This window comes from Terriglobia bacterium (assembly GCA_020072565.1).
Classification (GTDB): Bacteria; Acidobacteriota; UBA6911; order UBA6911; family UBA6911; genus JAFNAG01.
Window position 1 is genome coordinate 75,878 of the sequence record JAIQGI010000003.1, and the last position, 25,798, is coordinate 101,675.

17 protein-coding genes are annotated in these 25,798 nt (G+C 59.4%); 12 read left to right on the plus strand and 5 right to left on the minus strand.

The features are described 5' to 3' along the window. Window positions 1-26: 26 nt before the first annotated feature. Window positions 27-404, plus strand: a complete 378-nt coding sequence (locus LAP85_02370; GenBank protein ID MBZ5495221.1) for a PadR family transcriptional regulator — start codon at window positions 27-29, stop codon at window positions 402-404. Then, window positions 401-3,040, plus strand: a complete 2,640-nt coding sequence (locus tag LAP85_02375; protein MBZ5495222.1) for an ABC transporter permease — start codon at window positions 401-403, stop codon at window positions 3,038-3,040. Before LAP85_02370 ends, LAP85_02375 begins: the two co-directional genes overlap by 4 nt. A gap of 43 nt (window positions 3,041-3,083) precedes the next feature. Here the strand turns inward: LAP85_02375 and LAP85_02380 are convergent, their stop codons facing one another. The 3 genes from LAP85_02380 to LAP85_02390 form a co-directional block, all read right to left on the minus strand. Beyond that, entirely contained in the window at window positions 3,084-4,223 is a 1,140-nt protein-coding gene (locus LAP85_02380) for a potassium channel family protein (GenBank protein MBZ5495223.1), read from the minus strand. A gap of 140 nt (window positions 4,224-4,363) precedes the next feature. Further along, window positions 4,364-4,942, minus strand: a complete 579-nt coding sequence (locus LAP85_02385; GenBank protein MBZ5495224.1) for an NAD(P)H-dependent oxidoreductase — start codon at window positions 4,940-4,942, stop codon at window positions 4,364-4,366. A gap of 67 nt (window positions 4,943-5,009) precedes the next feature. Then, window positions 5,010-5,162, minus strand: a complete 153-nt coding sequence (locus LAP85_02390; GenBank protein MBZ5495225.1) for a hypothetical protein — start codon at window positions 5,160-5,162, stop codon at window positions 5,010-5,012. Window positions 5,163-5,497: 335 nt separating this feature from the next. Here LAP85_02390 and LAP85_02395 point away from each other — a divergent pair, with 335 nt between their 5' ends. The 3 genes from LAP85_02395 (at window position 5,498) to LAP85_02405 (ending at window position 8,939) form a co-directional block, all read left to right on the plus strand. Beyond that, complete coding sequence (locus LAP85_02395; protein MBZ5495226.1) at window positions 5,498-6,526, plus strand: VWA domain-containing protein; 1,029 nt, start codon at window positions 5,498-5,500, stop codon at window positions 6,524-6,526. Between the two features lie 429 nt (window positions 6,527-6,955). Continuing rightward, window positions 6,956-7,489, plus strand: a complete 534-nt coding sequence (locus LAP85_02400; protein ID MBZ5495227.1) for a hypothetical protein — start codon at window positions 6,956-6,958, stop codon at window positions 7,487-7,489. 406 nt (window positions 7,490-7,895) lie between these two features. Further along, window positions 7,896-8,939 (plus strand): PA0069 family radical SAM protein, encoded by a 1,044-nt coding sequence (locus LAP85_02405; GenBank protein MBZ5495228.1) that lies wholly within the window; start codon window positions 7,896-7,898, stop codon window positions 8,937-8,939. 168 nt (window positions 8,940-9,107) lie between these two features. On the opposite strand, the gene LAP85_02410 is transcribed toward LAP85_02405, so the two are convergent. Continuing rightward, window positions 9,108-10,790, minus strand: coding sequence for a hypothetical protein (locus LAP85_02410; protein ID MBZ5495229.1), 1,683 nt, complete (start codon window positions 10,788-10,790; stop codon window positions 9,108-9,110). Window positions 10,791-11,228: 438 nt separating this feature from the next. On the opposite strand from LAP85_02410, the gene LAP85_02415 reads away from it, so the two are divergent. From LAP85_02415 to LAP85_02445, 7 genes are all read left to right on the plus strand, one after another. Continuing rightward, window positions 11,229-11,924, plus strand: coding sequence for a hypothetical protein (locus LAP85_02415; protein ID MBZ5495230.1), 696 nt, complete (start codon window positions 11,229-11,231; stop codon window positions 11,922-11,924). 23 nt (window positions 11,925-11,947) lie between these two features. Beyond that, window positions 11,948-14,653 (plus strand): hypothetical protein, encoded by a 2,706-nt coding sequence (locus tag LAP85_02420; protein ID MBZ5495231.1) that lies wholly within the window; start codon window positions 11,948-11,950, stop codon window positions 14,651-14,653. 326 nt (window positions 14,654-14,979) lie between these two features. Beyond that, a complete protein-coding gene (locus tag LAP85_02425; GenBank protein ID MBZ5495232.1) occupies window positions 14,980-15,312 on the plus strand; it encodes a PadR family transcriptional regulator in 333 nt (110 codons plus the stop codon). A 19-nt stretch (window positions 15,313-15,331) separates the two neighbouring features. Beyond that, window positions 15,332-18,028, plus strand: a complete 2,697-nt coding sequence (locus tag LAP85_02430) for an ABC transporter permease (GenBank protein MBZ5495233.1) — start codon at window positions 15,332-15,334, stop codon at window positions 18,026-18,028. Between the two features lie 180 nt (window positions 18,029-18,208). Beyond that, the gene (locus LAP85_02435) at window positions 18,209-20,674 is read left to right on the plus strand and encodes an ABC transporter permease (GenBank protein ID MBZ5495234.1); all 2,466 of its coding nucleotides are present in this window, start codon (window positions 18,209-18,211) and stop codon (window positions 20,672-20,674) included. 181 nt (window positions 20,675-20,855) lie between these two features. Beyond that, window positions 20,856-22,214, plus strand: coding sequence for a PQQ-like beta-propeller repeat protein (locus LAP85_02440; protein MBZ5495235.1), 1,359 nt, complete (start codon window positions 20,856-20,858; stop codon window positions 22,212-22,214). Between the two features lie 322 nt (window positions 22,215-22,536). Further along, window positions 22,537-24,510, plus strand: coding sequence for a thioredoxin family protein (locus LAP85_02445; GenBank protein MBZ5495236.1), 1,974 nt, complete (start codon window positions 22,537-22,539; stop codon window positions 24,508-24,510). On the opposite strand, the gene LAP85_02450 is transcribed toward LAP85_02445, so the two are convergent. Further along, on the minus strand, window positions 24,497-25,648 hold the full coding sequence (locus LAP85_02450; GenBank protein ID MBZ5495237.1) for a DUF1624 domain-containing protein: 1,152 nt from the start codon (window positions 25,646-25,648) through the stop codon (window positions 24,497-24,499). The two genes, LAP85_02445 and LAP85_02450, sit on opposite strands and share 14 nt — an antisense overlap. Between the last annotated feature and the right edge of the window lie 150 nt (window positions 25,649-25,798).

Sequence of the window (25,798 nt, forward strand, 5' to 3'; positions counted from 1 at the left end):
ATTTGCTTTTGCGGAGTGAAGCCAACATGCCCCGATCGGAAACGCCCAAATCAAAAACGAATGAACGGGAGGATCTGCTCCAGGGCACCCTGGACATGATCATTTTGCGCACCCTGCTGTTCGAACCCATGCATGGCCACGCGATCGCGACCGCGATCGAGCACACGTCCGAGGATATCCTGCAGGTGGACCACGGTTCGCTGTATCCGGCGCTTCACCGCCTGCTGCGCCGGGGGTGGATCGCGTCCGAATGGGGAGTCTCGAAGAACAACCGCCGCGCCAAATACTATCGCCTCACCCGTTCCGGGCGAAAGCAGCTCGCGGTCGAGACCACAAAATGGGAACGGCTGGTGCGCGCCATCACACGAATCGTGCAGGCTTCTCCGGAAGAGAGGCGATCATGAATCTGATGCGTGGATTTGCGGATCTATGGGGACGCCTGAATAGGCGGCCCGCGGGCAGCGAAGTCGAGGAGGAGATCCGGGAACACCTCGATATTGAAATCAGTGAAAATATCGAGGCCGGGATGTCGCCCGAGGAAGCGCGCTATGCGGCGCGGCGGAAGTTCGGCAATGTCACGATGTTCAGCGAAATGACCGCCGAGGTGTGGCGCTTCGGCTGGCTTGACCGCCTCGGCCAGGACGTGCGCTTTGCCGCGCGGGCGCTTGTGAAGAGCCGCGTGTTCACACTTGCCGCCGTATTGACGCTGGCGATCGGCATCGGATCGACCACCGCCATATTCACGGTCGTGCACGCGTCGCTGTTCCCCGAGTACTCCTTCCGTAATCCGGACCGGGTAGCCCTCGTGTATTCAGTGTATTTGAAGGATGTGCAGGAGGGCAGGCGCGCGCCGTCGATGGCAAGCTTACGGGACTGGCGGCGGGACAACGAGGTGTTCGCCCAACTCGTCGTCTATCGAACGCGCTCCCTGGCCTGGGTCGACCAGGGCGAGCCGGCGCGCGTGACGGGACTGATCGCAAGCGCCGACATTTTCCGGATGGCCGGGATTCAACCCGCGCTCGGCCGCGACTTCGATCCCGACGCAGACCAGCCGGGGAAGGGGAACGTGGTCATCCTGGGATACGGTTTCTGGCAAAAACGGTACGGCGGCGAGCGGAATGTCATCGGCAAAATCGTTTCCATCGAGAACAAGCCCTATACCGTCATCGGCGTCATGCCCGCGCGCGCGGGATTCCCGGTCGCCGGAACCAACTATTGGATTCCCTGGGTGCTCGATGAGGACCCCTCGCGATCGAGCACGATGCCCGGCGGCGGGTTTACCGTCGTCGGACGGCTCAAAGGCAACGTCTCCCTGTCTCAGGCGCAGACTGCCATGAACCTGCTGGAAGCCCGCCTGGCGCAAGGTTCGGACAAAACCCGCAGGATGTTCGGCGTAGATCTGAGAGCGTGGACCGACTACACCAGTCCGCTGAATCGAACGGTTGTGTGGACCCTGTTCGGCGCGGTCCTGTTTGTCCTGCTCGTCGCCTGCGTGAACGTGGCGAACCTCCTCCTGGCCCGCGCTTCCGTGCGCGCGCGGGAAATGGCCCTGCGCGCGGCCCTCGGGGCGTCACGGGTGCGCATCGTCCGGTATCTGCTTACCGAAAGCGTGTTGCTGTCCTCCCTCGGGGGCGCGGCCGGCATTCTGCTCGCCTACCTGGGGGTGAGCCTGTTCGTTGCCTGGAAAGCGCCCGGCATCCCGGGGCCAGGTGAGGCGCGCCTGAATCCTGCAGTCCTGTTGTTTGCCGTCGGCGCCTCCACCCTCACCGCCTTCCTCTTCGGCCTGCTGCCGGCGCTCACGGCTTCGAAGCCGAATCTCGTGGCCACCCTCAAAGAGGGAATCACGACCGCGGCGTCCCGCTCCACTAACAGGAAGAGGGCTGTACTGGTGGTCGCCGAGGTAGCATTGGCGCTGGTCCTGCTTGCCGGGGCGGGATTGATGATCAACAGCTTCCTGAGGCTTCAGAACGTCGAACTCGGGTTCGACCCCAGGAATGTCCTCACCTTTCGCGTGGCGCCTCCGGGAACGAGTCTGTACCAACTTTCCGAGGGAAACCGCGGCCGATTCATGAACGACCTGCTCCAACGCCTGCGCGCGCTGCCGCAGGTCCGGGCGGCCGCCGCGTCCAGCATGTTCCCGCTGGACGGTTCCGGCGCCTACACATCGGCTTCGGTCGAGGAAGGCGCGGCAAAACCGGATTGGCGTGCTGTCGAGCCGGTCGGCTCGACAGCCGGCTATCTCGCTGCCATGGGCATTCCGCTGCTGCGGGGCCGCGCCTTTACGGAGCGGGACGATGCCGATAACGCTCCCGTGGTGATCCTGAGCCGGCAAGCGGCGCAGAAATTCTTTCCAGGCGCAGATCCGATCGGCAGGAAGCTGCGCCTGCGAAGTGAAACCGTCCCCCGTGAAGTGGTCGGGGTAGTCGGGGACGCCAGGTACCGGACGCTGCAGAGTGAATATGGCCCCAAGGTTTATGTGCCGGCTGCCGCCAACTGGATCATGGGCTATGTCTCGTTTGTCGTCAGGAGCGAGCGCGACCCGCGCAATCTGGTGCCGGCCCTGAAGCGGGAGGTGTGGGCCCTGGATCCGCGCTCGCCGGTCGAGATCCTCACCATGAAGGATCTGTACGAGCCCCATCTGGCGACGACGAGGTTTTACCTCGGCCTGTTTGGTTTCTTCGCCTTTGTCGCGGTGTCGATGGCGGCGATTGGATTGTACGGTCTCATCAACTATGCGGTCGCGCAGAGGACCCATGAGATCGGCATCCGCATGACGCTGGGTGCGCAGGCCGCGGATGTTGTCGGCATGGTTCTCGGGAAGGCCGCGCTGCTCGCTCTCCTCGGAGTGGGCCTCGGGGTCGCGGGCGCATTCTGGCTGACGGGATATATGAAGACTTTTTTGTTCGCCGTGGCGCCCAAGGATCTGCTCACGCTCGTCCTCGTCTCCGCGATTCTGTTCGCCGTTGCCGTCCTGGCAAGCCTGACTCCGGCCCGGCGCGCGGCCAGGGTGGATCCCGCCGTGGCGCTGAAATACGAGTAATCCTTGCGTGCCGGTTTCTTCCCTTGACGTGCCTGGGCTATGGTTAGAGGTGCTCCTCGTCATCCGTCCCAATGGAGGTCGATGCGGCGGTTCTTGCAGAGATTCTTCCCCATGCGCTCGTCTGCCAGTTGTCGACGACGGCAGAGGCCGGAGTCCAGCGGGGTAGAGGCATGAACAAAAACTCTGCCAACGCGTTGACATAGGGCTCGTACATCCGCCTTAACTTGGGCAGTTTCGCGTCGGCGGCCGCATCCTGGCGCAGCCTGACGCCGGAGTCGGCGAGGGTGGAACGCAACCGTGTCAATTCATCGGGCGGGAGCCGATCCGGGACGGGGGCTCGAGGCGGCATGTTGAATGTCTGCGCCAGGTCCACGACGGCGTGGCGTGCCATTGCGAAGGTCAGCTCTGCCTGCCGCTCTGCAGCCCCATCCACCCCGACTATTACCAGTGCGCTCGTGTCGAGAATCGCCGTCAAGGCTGCCAACCAGGACTGGTTATTGTGTTGAGAGCGGTAGTAGCAAAGAACCGGATAAGAAATGTGGCTCTCCATCAGGTCTGCCGACCAGTGCTCCCAGTCCCGGAGGAGGTCATCGATCGCTTCCACGCGGTTCCCGTGGCGGCGCAGCAGTTCCGCGGCGCTCGGCGGCGATCCGGCGCGTGCGTCGAGCAGCGAGATGTTGGTCTCGCGCCGGGAGAACGCCTGATAGATCACGGGCAGATAACCAATTACGAGCGCAAAGAACCCGAAGCCCATCCCGGTTTCGACTACTGCCAGCACGCGTCCGAGCGGAGCGGCAGGAGTCACATCTCCATAGCCCAGGGTAAAAAACGTGGTGCCGCTCATGTAGACATAAGTGCCGAAACGTACGGGTCCGTCAGGCGCGTGGAGCGGCGAAACCAGGGCCCACTGAAGCATGGCAAAGCCCATAAGAAGTCCTGACGCCCAGACGGATAGCAGAAGAATCAAAGAGAGGGGCCCGAACCAGCTGAGGTAGTCCTCCCGCCGCTTGCCGGACCTCATTCGCCGCGCGAGGGCCCGCCACGGAATCCAAATCATGCGGTAGAAAAATCTCGTAAATCGAAACCGCCTGGTTACCCGCCGGGGGAGGATAATCGCCTCAAAACCGTCCTGCAGGATGATGAGAATCAGGAGGATGCCGAAAACGCCGATGAGTGTTTTCATCGAGAATCCTGCATGAACACTTCCAGAGTTTCACTTTGGCCGCCTTGGAGCGGCATGACCTTGCACGGATTTCGAGATTGCAGGTTCTTTCGCCCCTTCAGAGCGCTTTCTCCTTTTATCCCACACAGGGATGGCTTCGCTCACCCCAGGTTTTGGTGCAGCCGGTGCGTCCATGTAACCAGGCTGTTGAGAAGCTCGCGAATCCGCTCCTTGATCTTCTCGTCAATGAGATTCCCCGAGGCATCGAATCGCTCTGCCGCGTTCGTGATCATGACTTCAGGCTGGTTCAGAGCGTGCATGTTCAGGAAGACGAAACACTGGCGCAAATGGTACTGGGCCCGCGCGGTTCCCATGGTACCGATCGACGCTCCCATCACCGCGACCGGCTTGCCGTTCCAGGCATTGTCTCCATAGGGTCTCGAAGCCCAGTCGATGGCGTTCTTCAGTACTCCGGGGATCGAGTAGTTGTATTCAGGGGTCACCAGCAGAATCGCACCGGCGGCGCGCACGCGGCTCTTTAGTTCGGCTACCTTTGCAGGCGGGTGCTGCTCCTCATCCTGATTGAAACCTGGAATGCCGTCGAGCTCGAAAACCTCGAGCTCGGCCCCCGCGGGGGCGAGTGCCTGGGCGGCACGCAAAGCTGCTCTGTTGAATGAGCCACGGCGCAGGCTTCCCGCAATGCCAAGAATCTTCACTATCCTCTTCCCTGATTCTGCCATCCTCGCACTCCTTTCCAGACAGCGAGTGCCGAATGAAATCATTCAGCACTCGCCACTCGTCGCTCGTTCACAGTTGGATGAGCGCTTCCAGAAACCACAGCCACTTGTCGATGTCACGCGACATCCCGTTAAACAGATCCGAGGTGGCCGTGTCGTCCACTTTGGCCGTCGTGTCGATGGCTGCGCGTGTGCAGGCAGCGACTATAGGGGCACCCATCATTCTAAAGGCATCTTGTTCCGCCCCCTAAATAGATTATCGTGCCCGCACACTCTCTTCAATCCCAACAGCGTTAGTGGACAAGGGACTAGCAGTTCTGTCAACGGCAAGGCGATTTCCAACGTCGCGGCGCTGCAGGCGGATCTTGGCAACTGCCGCCTGGAAGTCCGGTTGTATTGCAGATCCAGCGTGCGCATCAGCTCCGATTTATCGTGTTGGATTTGCCTGACAGCGGCGAAAAGCTGTCGATCCCATGGTGAAACTTCCGGTCCTTCAATACATCTAATCTTCTGCAATCGTCTCCCCCGCGGGCCGCAGGGGTGCAGGACCGGAAACATATGCGACATAGACTCCAATGGTTTGTCACGGGCGGCTTCATTATTGTGGGTGCGCTGGCCGCATTCGGCGCGGGTCAATCCTCCGCCTCTCAGAAATCCGACTCCCCCCAATCCATCCACGTTGAGGTCGAGATGGTGTCGCTGCCGGTGGTGGTCACGACCAGGGAAGGCAGGCGTGTCACGGATCTGACCAAGGATGACTTCACGGTCATAGAGGACGGGGTTAAGCAAGAGATCAGCGGTTTCGAGACCACGGACGAGCCGATAGACGTGTTGCTTGCGCTGGACACGAGCGGGAGCGTCGAGCGGAAGCTTGGCCGGATCCAGAATGAGGCGATAGATTTCGTCAATCAGCTTCATCCGGACGATGAAGTGGCAGTGATGTCCTTTGCGGGGGACGTAACGCTTTTGCAGGATTTCAGTATTGACCGTGATCGGAATGCTCGCGCCATCAAGGAGACGCGCCCCGGCGGATCCACCGTAGTTTATGAAGCTGTCTGGCTGGGACTCGAAGAGGTGTTGAAGCCGGTGACGGAGCGATGCGCTCTGGTTCTTTTCACCGATGGTGTCGACACGGCGAGTCGCAAAGCCTCAATGCAGGAGACGCTGGAGCTGGCCAAAGAGACGAAGGCGACCGTCTACAGTGTCTACTTTAACACCGAGGCGGATGTGGCGAGGGGAGCTCCGAGGCCCATGGGCCGGGGCAGAATGGGGCTGCCGAGACCGCCCATCTATGGGCCGGGCGGCTCGGACATGGAGTACACCCGCGGCCGCGCCTACCTGAGCGAGCTGTCGGAGTACAGCGGGGGTACCGTATTTGATGCGCTGAAGATGGAGGATCTGTCGTCCGCCTTTCGGGAAATTGCCGATGAGCTGGCCAGCCAATACAGTATCGGATATTACTCATCGAATCAGAAGCACGATGGCAAGTTTCGCAAGGTCGAGGTCAAGGTAAACAGGCCTGGTTTGTTAGCCCGCACTAAGAAGGGATACTACGGAAAGAAGGAGTATACAGAGCGTCAAAAATAGTGCTGCAAAGGAAGGATTATATCGGAAGCGCGAGCCGGACGTGGATTAACGCGGATCAGATACGCGTGCAGAGCTTTGGCCGTCGGGACGGCCAAAGCTCCGCCAGCGTTCATCCGCGTCCTGAAAGTCATTGCCGCCGCGCCTTCGGCGCTTCTTCTCCCTGCATTCTCTATCCCGGCCTCACGGCCGGGTCCATTCAGTGCCGGACCTGAGCGACAACAATTTCGCACCGGTGGGCAAAAAGAGTCGCTTCCCTGTTCTTATGGGTGCCTCACGGAATTCAGACAACATACGAATGCCCAGCATGCGGCAGAATTTATTAATGAATTCATATGTATGTCGACATGACGAGGCATCAAGACACAATCAAATGCACGGTGCCAGAGCATCCATGTCCACATACCAGGTGACTACAAGCTCAAGTTTCTGGTGCGCGACAACGGCAACGGGAAGTTGGGAAGTTTCGAGGAACCGATCAGCGTTCCGTCAGTCGATCTGAAAACGCTCGACACCAGCTCCATCATTCTGGGCAATCGATTGGCGGATGCCACGGGGGGCGGCTCGGCGGCGGACGGGATCACGCACCAGGGTGCGATGCGCAGATTTCAGGATCTGGGATTCGGCTACAATCCGCTGGTAGTGGGCGATAAAAGGATCGTGCCCAGTATCGGCAACGTTTTTCTCAACGGTCAGACCGTATATGTCTATTTTCAGGTCTATGGCGCGGCGGCCGCCCAGGAGAGCCAAAAGCCCTCGATCGCGACATACCTGATGCTCATGAGAGCCAACACCAAGATCCTCGAGTCCACGCCCGAAATTGTCCGGGACTGGACCAAACAGAGCGGAGGTCCCGGATTTGGAGGCAGGGGCGGCCCCGGAGGATTTGGAGGTATGCGGGGCCACGGGGCCGGGTGGCATGAGAGGGCCTGGGGGGCCAGGAGGCTTCGGCGGAACGCAGACTGAAGACCGGAAAGGAGAGGCAACCGTAGCAATCGCCCTGCCTCTGAAGAGTCTCAAGAAAGGTACATACACCTTGCAGATCCACGTGTGGGACACAATCGCCGATATGCACATATACCGCCGCGTCCCCATCGTCATCCAATAAACGCGCTGCCGAAACTGGTCTCGGGGCCGGAAAGCACAACTTGAAGATTTACCCTTTGGCGTCAAGGCTTACTTTTCACGGTAGAAATGTCAAAAAAGCAAATCTTCGAGGCCCGACACCGGAGGGCGGGAGTTGGCCTCGGCAGAACGACCTGTGATTCGGCCTGGCCTATCAGGCCGCATCGCCGTCAGCCCCCGTCTGTCCGTCAAGTGGAGCACAGAAGAGGGGCCGTTCCGATCGCTGCTCTGATACAATTTCCCCGCTATGCCGAAATTTGATCACGGCCGCGGCGCGGCGTATAACCCTCCTAACCGCTTCCACAAGTTCCACATCGAACCGCTCGAAGGGGAGGATGAGCAACCACCGGTGCCGACCGAGTTTTATGTGGATTCGGCGCGGTCGATCCTCGCTGAAAACGACAGCCCGGATGTTCCCTTCACCTACAGCATCAACCCATACCGCGGCTGCGAGCACGGCTGCATTTATTGCTACGCGCGACAGACCCACGAGTACCTCGGCTTTTCCGCCGGCGTGGATTTTGAATCGAAGATTTTGGTCAAGCCCAATGCCCCGGAGCTGCTGGAACAAGCCTTCCGCCGAAAGTCGTGGCGGCCGCAACCGGTCTGCCTATCGGGCAACACCGACTGTTACCAGCCTGTGGAACGCCGTCTCGAGCTCACCCGCAGGTGCCTGCGAGTTTTCCTCAAATACCGCAATCCGGTCACGATGATCACCAAGAGCCATTTGATCACGCGAGACCTCGATATCCTGAAGGAACTGGCACGGCTCAACCTGGTATCCTGCCATTTCTCAATTACCACGCTCGATCCGCGCCTGGCACGCATCATGGAACCGCGGGCGGCCACTCCAAGCCGGCGGATGGAAGCGCTGCGACTGCTCGCCGAGGCCGGCGTGGCAACCGGGGTCAGCGTGTCGCCCGTGATACCGGGACTTACGGATGAGGAGATTCCAGCGATCCTGAGGGATGCCGCCGCCAACGGAGCCAAGTCCGCGGTATACATTGTGGTCCGGCTGCCGCTGGCAGTTGAAGAACTGTTTGTCGAATGGCTTGCGCGGCACATGCCTGCCCGTTCTGCCAAGATCCTCAACCGGCTCAAGGAGATTCGTGGCGGCAAGCTCAGCACCAGCGACTTCGACACCCGCAAGCAGGGAGAAGGCAAATTCGCCGAGAGCCTTCGCGCGCTCTTCGAAATGTCCTGCCGGAAATTTGGTCTAAGCCAGGCCGGCCTCGCACTCGCCACCCACCACTTCACCCGCGACGCCGGCTCCCAGCGTCCCCTCTTCTGAGCGGGGTCGGACCGAGGCAGAGTCTGCACGGGCAACAGATACGAAAATAACGAGCTCCTGCAAAGCCCTCAATCTTCATACTGTGCCTCTATCTGTGGTTCAATTCGGAGCGTCGCATGAAGGGAGAGCAGGGATGGCCCCCGAGGGGACACAGTCCGCATGCTTCCTTCAGTTGTAGGCCGTAAGCGCTTGGGCGATCTGAAGCAGGGCCTTGATCCTGACGTACTCATCTTCAATCGCATGGACGCGACTGAGTGCGGCGCCGAAATCATCCAGGGCATTCTGAGCGATCAGAAATAGTTCGAAATCATCGGACGGGTGCAGCCCACCGGCGCCGGATGAGGTTGGAGCTGCTGCCTGTTCCTTGTTCTTCTCTTCCTCGCGCAACTCGGTCACCAGTATGAACCCCTCCCTGAGCAGGGTGGGGTCAACTTCACCCTCGATCTGACGCAGAGCCGATATCAGGCTCCTCAGGGAAGAGGATCGCTGCTGGAGAGATTCGAATGCAGGAAGCAGGCCATGCGCGACATCGAGGGCGATTGAACTGAGGTCGGGGTCCGTGTAATTCGCAACCTGTGCCAGCGAGATAAGGACAGGAAAATGCTCTTTCTTTTGGCAGGTATCCGCCAGCTTGCGCCGGACTGCCACCGGATTGAGCTCCGCCTTGCCGCGCAGGGATCGCAGCAGCTCGGAGGGATTGAGCGGTTTCTCGGGCGCGGCGCTGTTTTGGAGGTTGTTGGGGGCAGCCCCGGGCAGAGTAGCCGCCATCACCGGAGGAGGGTTGTTTGCTGGATAGGACTTCGGTGCGGGCGCGCTGGAGAGAGGGGAAGGGCTAAGGATATTGTCGATCCCTCCAAGCTGATCCAGCTTGGCTCTCAATCCGGGATCAGAGCTTAATATCTTCGCCGCCAGTTCCGGTCTCCCGTAAAGGGCGCGGACCATGTTCAGTGTGGCTGCCTCGGCAGGATTCAGCGAGACCCTGTCCTCTCCCAGCACATAGATCACGCCGGGATTTACGCTGTTGTCCTGGCGAGAAAGCAGACTTTTATAGGCTTCAAGAGCATCCGGGCACCTCTCGGGGTAGAAGCTGACCATGCCCCGCAAAAAGGCCTCGTACTCGTTGTTCTTGCTCGGGTCGGGAGGGCGGTTGCCGAGGTCCGCTATCGCCTGATCCAGCACTGCACGGGCCTTCTCCTTTTGATTCGCAGCTGCCAGTGCCGCTGCCACGCTGAGCCGGGGTGCGAAGGGGAGCGTGGCGGATACCTGGGGCTGCACATACGGCGTGTAGGCCCCATCCGCCAGGGAGCCGGACCCCTGGCTCAAAAGCCGGGCGTTGAGTTCACTCTGAAACTGAATCAGAGCCTGTTCACCGGCCTGTCCCAGCTTTGCCGAAGGCGCGGGCCAGAGGTCGGCGATCTGACGGGCTCGCTCCATATCGAGGTCAAAGAGCATATACAACAGCTGCTGTCCCTGAGTCGTGCATTGGCGGTAGAACGCCAGATCCTCGGCCATCTGGGCACGTTTGCTTACCTGTTCGATCATGGAGGCAATGACCGGCAGCGCTTCCTTCCGGTTCGCCTGAATCCACTGCCGGGCAATCGGGACGTAATCGTTCGCCATCGGCGGATCCTGGCGCAGTGCCAGCTCCGTCGCTTCCTTCAGCGCGGTGCGCAGGTTCGTCAGCCGCTCAATGTTGACGCCCAGCCTCCGTGCGGTGCGCTTGAGATCCTTCTGCCTGGCATAGTCCACCTTGATAGTGGGCGGCTGGACATTGGTTTCCTGACCGTAGCAGGAGGCCAGCAGCGCACCCAGGCACGTCAACCAAAGAAAGATTCGACGGCAAGTATTCATGAGGGCCCTCATTTATGTGATCTTGCTTATTGGACGCCGTCAGGACCGAAAGGTTCAAATCAATTATCGTGCGTAATTGCTCAGACTTGCGGGCCAGGTCCTGTCGGAGCCGGTGTGTACTCAACTACGGATCCTGGGGGAAACTGTTTCTTTAGTAAACGACAAACTTAAACACACGGCTCAGCACGAAGTTGCTCATTCTTATCAGTTCAAATGTTCGTGCGCGCAGGTGAGCAAAACCTGCACAAACCATGTGCAGAAACGGCACGAACGGGCGAATCCCGCCATTGAAACCACTGGATTTGCAGAGGCCTATTCCTGGCTTGCGGATTGCCTGCCATGTTAGGATAGGCGTGTATAATCATTGGCATTCCAAGTATATTGCCGTTGCCGGAAAAATTCCGATCCGAGGATATTCTGAGATCGAGGGGCAATCTGATGCGCTCACCATCTGCATCTTTCTTTGTTGCCTGCGTCCTGATGACGGCTGCCGCCTACCCGTCCGGAGAACAGGCGGTACCGAAGTGGTCGTTATCCAAGGCCGTTGAAATCCTCAATTCATCGGCCTGGGCCCGTCACGAGACCTTTACCAAGGTTATCGGCGGCGTGGGCAGCGGCGTCTCCGGCGAGAAGGAGATCTTCAATACCTTTTATGTCCGGTTTCTTTCAGCCAGGCCGATCCGCGAGGCCTTTGCGCGCATTCAGCAAATCCAGTACGGCTACGACCGGCTCGGATCAGAAGAAAAGCAGCGTTTCGACGCTGCGATCCAACCCGGGCTGAGGCTCGACGTGGAGCGCTGGATCGTCGTCGCGGTCGGCTTCCGCTCCAACGACCCGAACGAGGAGAGCACCGTCCGGAGGTTTTTTCAGAAGGAAACGGCCGAGACGCTGAAAAACAAGGCTTTCCTTTCCTCGGACCAGTTTCCTCAGGTGGCGCTGGCAGCGTATTTCCCGCCGCGCGAGGAGGGGGTCGGCGCCAAATTCATCTTTCCGCGGGCGATCAATGGTGTGCCGATTGTATCCAAAGGGCAGAAGGTCGTATTCGAACTGCTGGAGGTTCCTGGTGCGAATCCGAGCCTGCGGGCTTCGTTTTCGACAAAAGAAATGATCGTTAACGGCGAGTTGCTCTTCTAGCGCGGGCCGGTTCCAGAGAGACTATGACCATGCGGACATTTTCCAGAGAGCTATGGGTCGCGGTTTTGTGCCTGGCGGTTGCAGGGGGGGCAACCTTGGCGGGTCAGGAGAATTTAAGAAAGCCGGCGCAGGCGCCGGAGACGCCCAAGCAGAACACCTCGAATCTGCCGGATCCATCCCTGATCAAAATCGACGAATTTCGGATTCAGATCAGTGAAGAAACCGCCGGTTTACGGCGCACGGGGTCAATCTCGATTACTGAGGTTGTGAATCCCTTCAAAGTGCGCAAGCGCGGGCGAGTGTACGGGTCTGTTTACGAGTTTCACCGCAACGACAATTTTGATGCCCGCAATTTCTTCGATCCGGTCGGGCAGAAACTGCCCGAATTCAAGAGAAACCAATTCGGCGGCAGCTTTGGCACCTTGTTGTCGGATCGATTGACCCTTTTCGGCACGTTCGATGGGTTGCGCATCAACCGCGGTTCCACGATCCTTGCGCACGTTCCAACTCGGGAAATGAAAAAGGGCGACTTCAGCGCCCTCTCTAAACAGCTGGTTGATCCTTTTACCGGATTGTCTTATACCAATAATCAACTGCCGTCGATTCACCCGGTGGCGGCCAAGATGCTGTCGGTAATTCCGGATCCCAATCGGAGCGATCCATTCAGAAACTTCGTGAACAACCTGCCGGAAGTTCAAAACACCGACACTTATACTGCGAGAGTCGACTACGAGTTCAGCAAGAATTCAAAGCTGTTCGGCAACTACAGCCTGGGCAACAGCAACCAGGTCGAAGTCAACTCGCTTCCGATTTTCGGCGCCACTTCAAAAGAACGGAGCCAGAGCGTCTCGATCGAGTATACCCACAGTTTGAATGAGAACATGGTGGCCACTCTGGGGCTCAACTTCTCCCGTGATGCGGAGCAGCAGCTATCCGCCCAGGCCGGACAGAGGGGCCTCCTGGCCTCTCTGGGCATCGCAGGATTGCAAACTCTGGATCCGCTTGATGAGGGATATCCGAGCATCAATATTTCGGGCTATGTCGATTTGGGCGGAGACAGTGACTGGCCCAACACAACGTTTCGAAACAGCTACGAACTGAGCCTTGGCTTTGCTTACGTTCGTGGGCGCCACAACATGGAGTTTGGCGCCGAGATTGGCGGCGACCAGATCAACAACGCCCACACCGGCGGCCTGCGGCGGGGCGCCTTTGAGTTCACGGGTGATTATTCCGGCGATGCCTTTGCGGATTTTTTGCTGGGTTTGCCCAATGTAGCCGAGCGTGGTGTCGGCACCGACCGGGCCGACTTGAGGCGCAAGAACTGGAGGTTTTTCGCCCGCGATGATTGGAAGATCAATTCCAAGTTGAGCCTCTCCGGATCCATCGCATACAACTATTTCCCCTTCTTTCGATCTCTGCACGACAATGTCGCCACCTTTGCGCCGCTGCTTTTCGAGCCTCCTCTCCACGGCGCGATTGTCGTGACTGGCAGTCAGAAAGCGGCCGAGCTCGGTCTCGCGGGGCTCCCGAGCGGCCAGGCGGTCTATCCGGATCGGAAAGACTGGGAGCCGAGCTTCGCTGTTGCATTCAATCCATTGGGCAACAACCGCCTGGTGATCCGAAGCTTCTACCAGATTGACTATGATCCGCTCGGGGACGACGAGGCGCTCGAATTCATCGGGCGCAATTACCCGTTCTTTTACACCGAGCGCGCCGAGTCGCCCGAAAATAGCCCGGGGTTGAACCTCAGCAATCCCTTTCAGGCAACGGTTCCAACCGAGCTCAATATCCTCGGGATTGAGCCGCGGCTTCGCACCAGCTACAACCAGGAGTGGGGGCTGTCGATCCAGAACGAGTTCCTGCGCAACTGGAATGTCGAGATTTCCTATCGCGGAGTCAAATCCACGCGCGCCGAACGAAACCTTCTCGGCAACGTGCCGCTGCCCGGGCCGGGTCCGCTGCAGGATCGCCGGCCGAATCCGAACTACGGTCGCTTCACCATCCTCACCGGGAGCGGTTCATCGTCGCTCAATTCACTGCTCTTGAATCTCGAGAAGCGTGTTTCCAGAGGTTTTTCCCTGCAGGCGAACTACGCCTGGAGCCGGATTTTCAGCGATGAAAACTGGCACGATCCCTCCAATCCGCGCAATCTGCGCGCAGAGCGAGCAGCGAGCGGCGAGGAACCGGAGCAGAACCTCTCTTTAAACTATATCCTGGATCTGCCCTTTGGCCGGGAGCAGGCATTTCCATTGGTTTGGATGGGCAAGTTGCGGCCGCTGTTTGAAGGGTGGCGGCTTTCGGGTATCACAACCTTCGCAACCGGGTATCGCTTCAATCCCACTCTTCCCGGAGATCCCAACAATGACGGCGTTTGGGGCGATCGGCCGGACCGGATCGGTTCCGGGGTTCTGGATTCATCACAACGTTCGATCGACCGCTGGTTTGACACCGGCGCCTTCGCGGCACCCACCCGACAATTTGGATTTGGCAATTCCGGCCGGAACATTCTGCCGACTCCGGGGTACCGCAACTGGGACATCAGCCTGATCAAGAGGACGCGGATCGGCGAGGGCGGAAACATGCTCGAATTCCGCGTGGAATTATTCAATGCTTTCAACAACACGAATTTCGAGGAGCCCGAATCTACCTTTGGAACCTCCGTGTTCGGAATGATCTTTGGCGCCAAGTTTCCGCGGATAATTGAGATCGCGCTCAAGTATTCTTTCTGACCACGGAGCCGGAGCGCGGGATCCCGCAACGCGTTCCGGCGCAACATGGTGAAATTCCGAGGCGGGTGCGATAAAAACCAACATGACCTGCCGGGCGGCGCCGCTGATGTCCATGCGCCACGCAACTTCGCCGCTCACGGCCCACCTCCCGGCTCGATCGACCGGTTGCCGAACCGTCGGTCGCAGCGCTCTGCATGATATTGGCCTGGAAATCGGCTGCAGTGGCTGGCAGCGTTCTCTCCCCGATGAAGATCACGCCTTGTCAATTCTCCTTGACAGATTGGCTCTGCCTGCGTTGTAATATCGCTATCCGATAGGAGATGCCTGTGGCGGAGCAAAAAACCGACCTCTTGCGTGGAACTCTCGACCTTCTCATCCTGAAAGCGATTTCCCTGGAGCCGCTGCATGGAGTCGGCATTTCGCAACGGATCACACAGATAACGAAGGGAGCCTTCCGGGTGAGTTTCGGCTCGCTGTTTCCCTCGCTCCATCGCATGGAAGAAAAGGGCTGGGTGGAGGCGGAGTGGCGGGCTTCGGAAAACAACCGGCGCGCCAGGTACTATATGCTCACAAAATCAGGCCGCGAACGACTCAAGATCGAACAGAGGGACTGGCAGCGCGTGGTAAAGGCCATGACGACGGCCATCGAATCGGCTTGAAAGGCAATCCGGAGGATGCATGTCGAAGCGCATACGGCACTTGTTTCGAAATCTCTTCCGCAAGGAGGCGGTCGAGCGCGGATTGGACGAGGAACTGCAGTCCTCTCTGGAACTCCTCGCGGAGGAGAAAATGCGGGAGGGCTTTTCGCCGCCTGAGGCCCGCAGGCGGGCGTACATCGAACTGGGCGGCGTGGAACAGGTCAAAGAAGGAGTCCGTGCCAGCAGGCTCGGGCGCGGGATCGAAGACATCGGCCGGGACTTGCGCTACGGCATCTGGATGCTTGCCAAGAAGCCGGGATTTACCCTCGTAGCCCTGTTGGTTCTCGGTCTCGGCATCGGGGCCAATACGGCGATTTTCAGCATCATCAATGCATATCTATTCCGTCCTCTGCCCGTTCGCGCGCCGGGCGAACTTGTCAGTATCTACTCATACCGGAAGGATGCGCGGAATCCCAAGCCGTGGCTCGGACCGGTCGCCTACTCCGACTACATGGCGTTTCGGGACCAGGCGCAGGTCTTCGCCGGTTTGGCGTCCTTTGGCTTGACTCGAGTGCCGCTTTCCGCAGACGGGCAAAGGGAGGTCGTCGAGGGCCAGATGGTCTCGGGCAATTTCTTTGACGTCCTGGGCGTGAAGCCGTCCCTGGGCCGCGGATTTCTTCCTGAGGACGACTTCACACCGAGCGCCGCGCCGGTGACGGTCATAAGCCACAGTCTGTGGAAACGCCGGTTCTATAGCGCGCCCGATATCATTGGAAAGAGCATAAGACTGAATGAACACAGTTTCACGATTGTGGGAGTGGCTCCGCCGGAATTCAAGGGCCTGTGGATGCCCGGCATGTCGATGCAGCTCTGGATCCCGTCAAGCATGATCGGCCTGGTCGACAGAACGGGGAACCTGCAGGACCAGCATGCATACACGGTGCAACTCATCGGCCGTCTTCAACCCGGAGTGTCGCTCAATCAGGCCGCGGCAGTCATCGAGACCAAGGCGCGGCAAATTGCGCTTGAATTTCCCTCCACCTATGGAAACCGCTTCGTGCAGCTGCTCCCGACCAGCGGAATCCGCGTCATCGCGGCTCCCGACGCGGACTTCCTGCCCAAATGGATTTCGATTGCACTGATGTTCGTAGTGGCCATCGTTCTGATGATCGCGGGCACAAACCTGACCGGCCTGCTCATGGCCCGCGGAATTACCCGCCGGAAGGAAATCGCGGTCCGCCTGGCAGTCGGCGCCGGGAAATTCCGCATCGTGCGGCAACTGCTGACGGAGAGCCTTCTGCTCTCGACGCTCGGAGCCGTTGCCGGGCTGATGCTGGCCCAGTTGCTTGTGGAACTGTTCATGTCCTACGTGCCGATTCGCATAGAGGGAGTCGAACTCTCCCTGGATGTTCCGATCGACTTCCGTGTGTTGTTATTCACCTTTGTGGTCTGCATAGGGACTGGCTTGATGGTGGGGCTCGTTCCGTCGCTGCGGGCTTCGAGGACGAGTCTGGTGAGCGCGCTCGCAGCCGAAAGCATCGTGGTGCCGCAAAGGGAGCGCCGGCGTCTGCGACATTGGATCATCATCCCCCAGATTGCCCTGTCGGTGGCACTTTTGCTTGCGGCGAGTCTCTTCGTCGGGACCCTGGTGAAAGCCGATATGATCGATCCGGGATTCGACACGCAGCATCAGGCGATTGTTGTTCCGGAATACCTGACGACCAACAAACACACGCAACAGCAGGGGCGCGCGTTTTACAACAGGCTGCTCGAGGGCGCTCGCGCCTTGCCGGGCGTCACCCAGGCCAGCCTGGTGAGCAGTTTGCCCTTGTCCATGAGTTCTTCCCTCATCCCGTCTGTTCTCACGGAGCGCGAATTGGCTGAAGGCCAACCAGGCCGGGTGGTGAAGACAACCCACATATCTCCGGGCTACTTCCAGACCATGGCAATACCCGTCCTGCGCGGCCGGGATTTCACATCTCGGGACGTGCAGGGAAATCCACTGGTTGTCATCGTGAGCGAAAAAGTCGCGCAATCGTGCTGGCCCGGCGAAGAGGCCGTCGGAAAGCGCCTGGTAATCAAACACCCCCAAACCCAAGTTTTCGATGTAGTCGGAGTAGCCGGGGATGTCCGGGATTCGATTTCCGATCAAAGGAACATGTCTATCATCTATCTGCCATTTGACCAGAATTACCATTCGGGGATGCAGCTCGTGGCGCGCTGTTCCGCAGATCCCTCCACCCTGCTGGGACCGCTTACGAGTCTCGTCCATGAAGTCGATGGAAACGTGGAGGTCCAGGTAGCCAAGACCATGGCTGACAGCGTCGCTCTCATGTTCTTCCCGCTGCGCATGTCGGCAGCGATACTCATAGTCTGCGGACTCCTCGGGCTGTTTCTTGCACTGGTGGGACTCTACGGCGTGGTTTCCTTCTCAGTGGCAAACCGCACACGGGAGATCGGCATCCGCGCCGCGCTCGGCGCGCGGAAGAATGACCTGATCAGGATGGTGATAGCAGAGGCATTGCGGGTCTTATTGATTGGCTCGGCCCTGGGTCTGCTGCTGATCTTCGCTGCGAGACCCCTCATTGCAAGGCTGACGTTTGACCTGACAACTCTGGATCCGCTGACCTTCATCGGCATCCCGCTGCTCATCGGCATGATTGTCCTGCTCGCCTGCTATATCCCTGCCCGCCGCGCCGCCCGTGTGGATCCGATGGATGCGTTGAGGGAGTTGTGAGAATCCGGGGCAGATCTATGGAAGCGACTACGTCGTCTTCGGGTTCGGCTTCCATATTGGCCCCCGAAATCCGCAACTACACCCAACCATGGGTTTGGTGAACCTGAACCAGTTCTTCTGCGTTACACTGAGAGAGCAAAAGGATCAGGGGAAAACTCCACTCGGAAAGGGCTGGCGCCTATGGAATCGCTGATTCAGGATCTGAAATATGGACTGAAACTCCTGTGGAAGGACAAGGCATATGCGGCCACCGCCGTGGCCACGCTGGCCATCTGCATCGGCGCCAACACCGCCATTTTCAGCGTCGTCAATTCCGTTGTCCTGAAACCCTTGCCATTCCCGGAATCCGACCGGATCCTCTTCATGTACAACAGCTATCCCAAGGCCGGGGTCGTGAGGGCATCTTCGGGCGTTCCGGATTACTACGATCGCCTGCGCGACGTGGACGTCTTTGAGGAGATCGCTCTCTACAACACTCCCGGTCTCACTATCGGGGATCAGGGTTCAGTCGAGCGCATCAGAGGCATGGGAGTAACGCCCTCATTTTTCCGTCTCCTGCGAGCCAGGCCGAAGCTTGGCCGAATCTTCGCTCCGGAGGAAGGCGAACTGGGCAATGAGCGAAAGGTTATCCTCAGCTTTGCGCTCTGGCAGGAGCGCTTCGGCGGAGTCGAGTCGGTCATCGGCAGGGAACTTCGCATCAATGAGGCGCCATATACCATCGTGGGCGTTCTGCCGAGGGATTTCGACTGCCTCAATCCGGAAGTACAGCTCTGGAGGCCTCTTGCGTTCACCCAAGAGCAAAAAACCACGCGCCTCAACAACAGCTGGAACATGATCGGACGACTGAAGCCCGGCGCCACCCTTGCGCGGGCCCAGTCCCAGATCGACGCGCTCAACGCCTCGAATCTCAATCGCTTCCCGGAGTTCAAGAGCATCCTTATCAATGCAGGCGCGCACACGGTCGTTGTGCCGCTGCAGGATGATGTTGTTCGAGAAGTCAAGGTCAGCCTCTATCTGCTGTGGGGCGGCGTTCTCTTCGTGTTGCTTATCGGGGCCGTGAATATTGCGAACGTGGTGATGGCGCGATCCAGTGTCCGCATGCAGGAACTGGCCATTCGCTTTGCGCTGGGAGCAGGGCGCTGGCGTGTCACGAGGCAGCTCGTAACTGAAAGCGTGCTGTTGACGACCTTGAGTGCAGGCATCGGCTTGCTGCTCGGCTACGGGGGACTGCACAGCCTGAGCACCTTTGGCGTTGATCGACTTCCCAGAAGCAGTGAAATCGTCATCGACCCAATGGTAGTGGCTTTCATCCTGGCGCTGTCGTTTATTGTCGGCGTCGGCATTGGTTTGATTCCAGTGGCTCATGCGCTCAGGGTCAACATGAGCTCGGCCTTCCGCGAGAGGGAGCGAGCCGGCACGAGTACGCGTGGAGCTCGGGTCGCGCGCAATGCTCTCGTCGTAGCCCAGATCGCTTTCGCTCTTGTGCTGCTCATTGGCAGCGGCCTGCTCTTCGCCAGTTTCCGCCGGATGCTCGCCATAAATCCCGGGTTTGTACCAGAACAGGTGGTTACCGGAACGGTCGCCCTGCCCGCGACACGTTACGGGGGCGAGGCCGCAATGCGCAGCTTCGAGATCCAGGCTCTCGATAATATTCGCGCAATCCCCGGCGTTCTGAGTGCCGGAGCGACCGACACGATTCCTTTTGGAGACCGCAACAGCGACAGCGTCATCCTGGCCGAGGGTTATCAAATGAAGCCAGGCGAATCACTCGTCTCCCCCAACCGGATCGTCGTCACCCCCGGCTATTTTGAGGCGATGAGAATCCCTCTCCTGGAGGGACGCTTCATCGACGCGCGCGACCTTGAGAACTCGCAGCGCGTCCTGGTGATTGACCAGAGGCTTGCCCGCAGGTTCTGGCCGAGCAGCAGCGCCATCGGCAAGCGGATGTGGCAGCCCCAGGGTGCGAAAGCCCTGGCTCATCCTCCAGAGAAGGACGCCGATTGGCTGACGGTCGTCGGGGTCGTAGGAAGCATCAAACTGCACGGACTCGTGAATCCGGACGAACGTGTGGGCGCTTACTATTTTCCCTACGCGCAAAACCCGATGCCGGCGTTGACTCTTGCCGTCAGGGCAGCTTCCGACCCAGCTGGTCTGGTCCGCGCTCTGAGAGACAGAATTGCCGGGCTCGATCCGGAACTACCACTGTTCGACGTTCGCACCATGCAGGAGCGCATCGATGAGTCTCTAACCATCCATAGATCGCCCATGCTGCTCGCAACGGCATTCGGCATGGTCGCCCTTTTCCTCGCAGCGGTGGGGATTTACGGACTGCTGGCATACACTGTGGCCCAGCGCACCAAGGAGATCGGCATCCGCATGGCCTTAGGAAGCAGTGCGGAAGGTATCTTCAAGCTGATTCTCAAGGAGGGAGTTCTCATTCTTGCCATCGGCTTCGCGATCGGACTTGCCGGAGCGCTGGCAATCGGGAGATTTGTGAGAAGCGCGCTTTATGGCGTCGGGCCATTCGACCTGGGCGTGCTCACTTCGGCTATTGCCATTCTCGCGCTGGTATCGCTCGTCGCGTGCGTGCTGCCCGCACATCGGGCTACGCGCATTGAGCCTGTCACAGCCCTGCGCCAGGAATGATCGGTCCAATCACCACTTCAGAATCTGAAAGGCCATGGCTGGGACGGGGCAGAACAGCGCTTCCGTCACTCTAGAAGAGCAGGAGATTAACGCTGAGGGCGCGGAAGGTAGCAGAGAGTTCGGAATTGAACTATCCAAGATCTGCGTCCTCTGCTACCCTGCGCCCTGAGGAGTCTTCATTATGAGATGCGTGATGCCCGCGACATTGCTTGTCCTGATTGCCATGACACCCGGTCTGCTGACGCCGCAAGCCGGCACCGGCACTTCTCCGGCCTCGGTGTGGCCGCAGTGGCGCGGCCCTGGGAGCCAGGGTGTTTCGCAGGAGAAGAATCTCCCCTTCGAGTGGGGGGAGACGAAGAACGTGATCTGGAAGGCCTCAATTCCCGGACAGGGATTTTCCCAGCCGGTCATTTGGGAACAGAAAGTCTTCCTGACCACGGATGTCGAGACCGGTGCCGCTCCGCCGGATCACAAAGCGGTCATCCACATGACGGGGGACAAGGAGTTTACGCACCCTGATTGGTACGGGTCGGACAAACTGCACGATTTCAGGCTTCTCTGCCTGGATCGCGACAGCGGGAAAATCGTGTGGGACCGGACAGCATATTCGGGCACTGTCTATGATCACCGCAGCAGGCGCGGCAGCTATGCCGCACCCACTCCGGTAGCTGATGGGAAGCATGTGTACGTCTATTTCGGCTCGGAAGGGGTGTACTGTTACGATTTCGCCGGCGTGCTCGTCTGGAAAAAATCTCTCGGCGGCATCGGCACCATGGGTATGGGGGTGGGCACCTCGCCCGTACTTTATGAGGATCTCGTGATCCTGCTTTGCGATCAGGAATTCGATGGCAAGGACTCGTTTATAACGGCCCTCGACAAGAACACCGGTGCGGAGGTCTGGCGTGTAAAGCGCCAGGTCGGCGTGAGCTGGGCCACTCCGGTAGTGGTGCAGACAAAGGAGCGTGCCGAGTTGGTCACTGCAGGCAATGAGTTCATCATCTCCTACGATCCGAAAACGGGGAAGGAATGGTGGCGGGCCACGGGGCTCAGGAGCCATGCCATCGCGACGCCGGCGGTCAAAGGCGATCTTGTGATCCTCTCTTCGGGCTTCCCTTCCAAGGTAGTCAAGGCCATTCGCCTCGGCGGTTCGGGCAAGGTGGACGGGACGGAAAGGATCGTCTGGACTTACAACAAGGGGACCGCATACGTGACTTCGCCGATTCTCTACGGCGACTACCTCTACCTGATGAGCGACGCGGGCATCCTGACCTGCCTGGAGGCAGAAACGGGAAAGCTGGTCTACGAAGGCGGGCGTGTGCCGGTGCCCGCCAGTTTCTACGGAGCGTCGCCCGTTGCGTTTGACGACAAGATCCTGCTGACCTGCGATGACGGCGACACCTTCGTCATCCGCGCCGGTCCGAAACATGAGGTGATCGGCACAAACTCCATCGGGGAACCTTCGCGGACTTCGATCGCGGTCGCCGGCGGCAGGCTTTTCCTCCGAGGGGAGAAACACCTGTTTTGCATCGGCCGGAACTAAAAATCGCGCGGTTTTGATCGCCCGGAGTTGCCTGGAGGATCGGAGGAGGACGACGGCTCGTCCTCACGCAGCCGAGTCCGCCCTCGGTTTTTCTGGACGCATTCACAGGACGCTCATCAATACCGCAGCCGCAGATTCCACCGCAAAATTGGGCGTGCCGACGGGTATTAGGCAGCAGAGAAGATAAGACCCAGGCGTCGCATCAAGATTCCAAAATGCAGGACCCGCCCATCCGTCTCCGGCCATGTGGCAGATGCCGAAGGTAAATCGGCACTCAAGCGGGCCGGGAAAAAGACTGAGACCGATGGTATACTCCGAGAACATGAAGCAACTAATTGCCGCAGCTATCTTTTGTCTGGCGGTTTCGCCGGGGATCGCGTTAACCCAGGATTCGCCGGTGAAGTGGACGGCCAAACCTCCGGCCGAGCCGGTTAAAGCCGGGGCCCGATTTGAAGTCAACCTCGAGGCAGCAATCGAGGCCAACTGGCATATGTACTCCGCGAAACAGGTGCCCCCGCCTATTGCCACCCGCTTCAAGTTGCTTTCCGAGGGACCTTTCCAAATCGCAGGCACTGTGAGGCAATCCACGCCAAAGACTGCATTTGATCCGAATTTCGGCATCCAGACGGAGTCCTACGAAGGGGGTGCCGAGTTCTGGATTCCCCTCAAGTCGTCGGCTGCAGCCAAGCCGGGGGACTATGAAGTAAGCATTCAGGCCTATTATCAGGTTTGCGATGATAAGAGCTGCCTGCCGCCCAAGGGCGTGCCGGTTCCATTCAAGATCAGGGTGATTGCCGGAACAGGCGCCTTATCCGAGGTGCCGGGCGGCGGCTCCGGACCCGCAGCTCCTCCGCAGACGAACCAGCCCGGAGCGGATGTCGCCACGACGAACGCGGCAGCCACCGCCAACGCCGCTGCTACCACTTCTCCTGCGGGGACTGCGGCGGAAGTCCAGCGGGCGCGGGCGAGCGGCTTTCTCCCGTTTCTGTGGCTGGCCATGACCATGGGCGCTCTCTCGCTGGCGACACCGTGCGTGTTTCCCATGATACCGATCACGGTCTCCTATTTCACCAAGAGCGCCGAGGCCAGCCGCGCCTCCGGCCTCCGTCTGGCGCTGGTCTACTGTTTCGGCATCATCTTCACGTTTACCGGGCTCGGCCTGGGATTGGCGGCGCTGCTCGGCGCGACCGGGATCAATCAGTTTGCCGCCAACCCCTGGATCAACCTCCTGATCACGGCGATCTTCATAGGTTTCGCGCTCAATCTGTTCGGCCTCTACCAGATCAGCATCCCTTCGAGCGTGCTCACGAAATTGTCCAGGGCAGGTTCCGGGAGCGGCTACGCCTCAGCACTCCTGATGGGCTTGACTTTCACCCTTACCAGCTTCACCTGTACGGTCCCGTTTGTCGGCACCGTGCTTGTGGCGACGGCCCAAGGCGACTGGCTCTGGCCGGCGCTGGGCATGCTGGGATTCTCCATTGTTTTTGCCGCTCCATTCCTGGTGCTCGCGCTGGTGCCGCGCATGCTCGTCGCCCTGCCCAAAAGCGGCGGCTGGATGAACTCGGTGAAAGTGACCATGGGATTCCTGGAAGTGGCGGCCGCCATGAAGTTCATCTCCAATGTCGACCTGGTCTGGCGCTGGCATATTTTCACGCGTGAAGTCGTGCTCTCGATCTGGCTCGCTACTTGCGTCCTGGCAGCCGTATATCTGCTGGGGAAATTCCGCCTGCCTCACGACAGCGCGCTGGAACATCTGGGCGTGATGCGCATGTCCGCGGCGCTGGTTTTCCTCGCCATCGGTTTCTACCTCTTCACTGGCCTGATGGGAGCCAGCCTGGGTGAGATTGACGCGTTTCTGCCGCCGCGCACAGCGGGAGCCTTCACCCTTACCGGCGCCGGCCACGGTCAGGAACTCACATGGGATACAAATCTCGACAGCGCCCTGGCACAAGCCCGCCAGGAAAAGAAGCTGGTCTTCATCGATTTTACCGGCTACACGTGCACCAACTGCCGCTGGATGGAGGCGAACATCTTCACTCTTCCCGCCGTCTACGCCGGCCTGCAGAAATATGTCCGGCTCCAGCTCTTTACCGATGGCGAAGGGAAACAGTATGAGCAGAATCAGGCGTATCAGAAGGAGAAGTTCGGGACAGTCGCCCTGCCGCTCTACGTTATCCTCGACGGGCAGGGGAACAAGATCTCTGTCTTTCCCGGTATGACCCGCAAAGCCGACGAGTTCGTGCGCTTCCTGAACGCGCCCCTCGCCGCCCCGCTGCAGGAGGCTAGCGGAGAATGAAGGTGACGACATTGATGACCACCAGCCCGATCAACACTGCTTTTGCGAATCGCGGATAGTCCCGTTTCCAGCCGTGCCAGAGCCCGGCGGACAGGATCATGAGCAGGATAAGCGCCAGGCTCAGGAGAAAGCAGGCGCCATACCCAGCCTCACGACCGAAAACGGAGGCTACGGGCGGCTGCCTCAGAACGCTGAAGATCAGCAACAGGTGAGCGCAATACACCAGCAGCGACTCCTGCCCCGCGAGGCGAATGGCGCCGGGAATCCAGCCCAGGCGCTTCTCCATGAAGTAAAACCCGGCGCAGAGAATCAGGACGCAGCCAAGACGGACCACGACATAAAGCGGGCTGGTTTTATAAAAGCCGACATTCCAGGCGCTGAAGAGCGGCAATTCTCGGGCCACCAGCGCGCCGGCGATCGCAGCCAAGGAAATAACAGAAGCGCGCAGCATGAAGCGCGGCTCCGACCGTTGTGCCACGGCGTCGAGGAACAAATGGGCCGCGCAACTCCCGGCCATCACAAAGCTGATCCATGGGAAAAGTGGGAACAGAGACGCTCCATGCGGGTTCAAAAACATCGCCAAAAAAAGGGGCACGCGGCTCGTGAAGTCCTGCGCCCAGATCCAGGGAGTGACCAGCGCTGCGCCGATTCCGACAGATGCGGCCGCCCAGACAAACAGCGCCTGCTTGCGCGTCAATAGAATAAGAACATCGATCGTCAACAGGGATATGACGATGCACTGCAGAACATCCACCTGCAGGGCCACTTTCCAGAATGGCTGATCTCTGGGTACCAGGAACTTGCTGAGAGCGAAGTGGGGAAGATGCATGTAATACGCCACAAGCATGATGAAGCCCAGGCGGCGCATGTGCTTCCAGAAGACACGATCGAAGCCAAGCCAGCCCTGCCACCGCCGGCGAGCCTGCAGCACGAGTGAAAAACCGGAGGCAAACAAAAACGAGGGAGCCACGAGTCCATTCCCAAAGGAAAGCCAGAAAAAAAAGTCGCTCTTGCGTGCGGCCGGTGGCAGGTAGGCATTGGCCACGTGCGTCTCGACCATGACCACGAGCGCCAGGCCCCGCAGCAGGTCGACAAAGGCGTAACGTTGCCCGCCGGCAGATGCCATCTTTGTTTGCATGGGAAACTCGCTGGTCATGGCAAAATCTTGATGCGGCGGACGCAACGCACGCCGGGAAACCACAAGATGATTCTCAGCGACCTCCGCGTTGAGCTTTCACCGCGAGACCATGCTATCATTGATGCCCTTGGCTCAAGAGAATGGAAACCA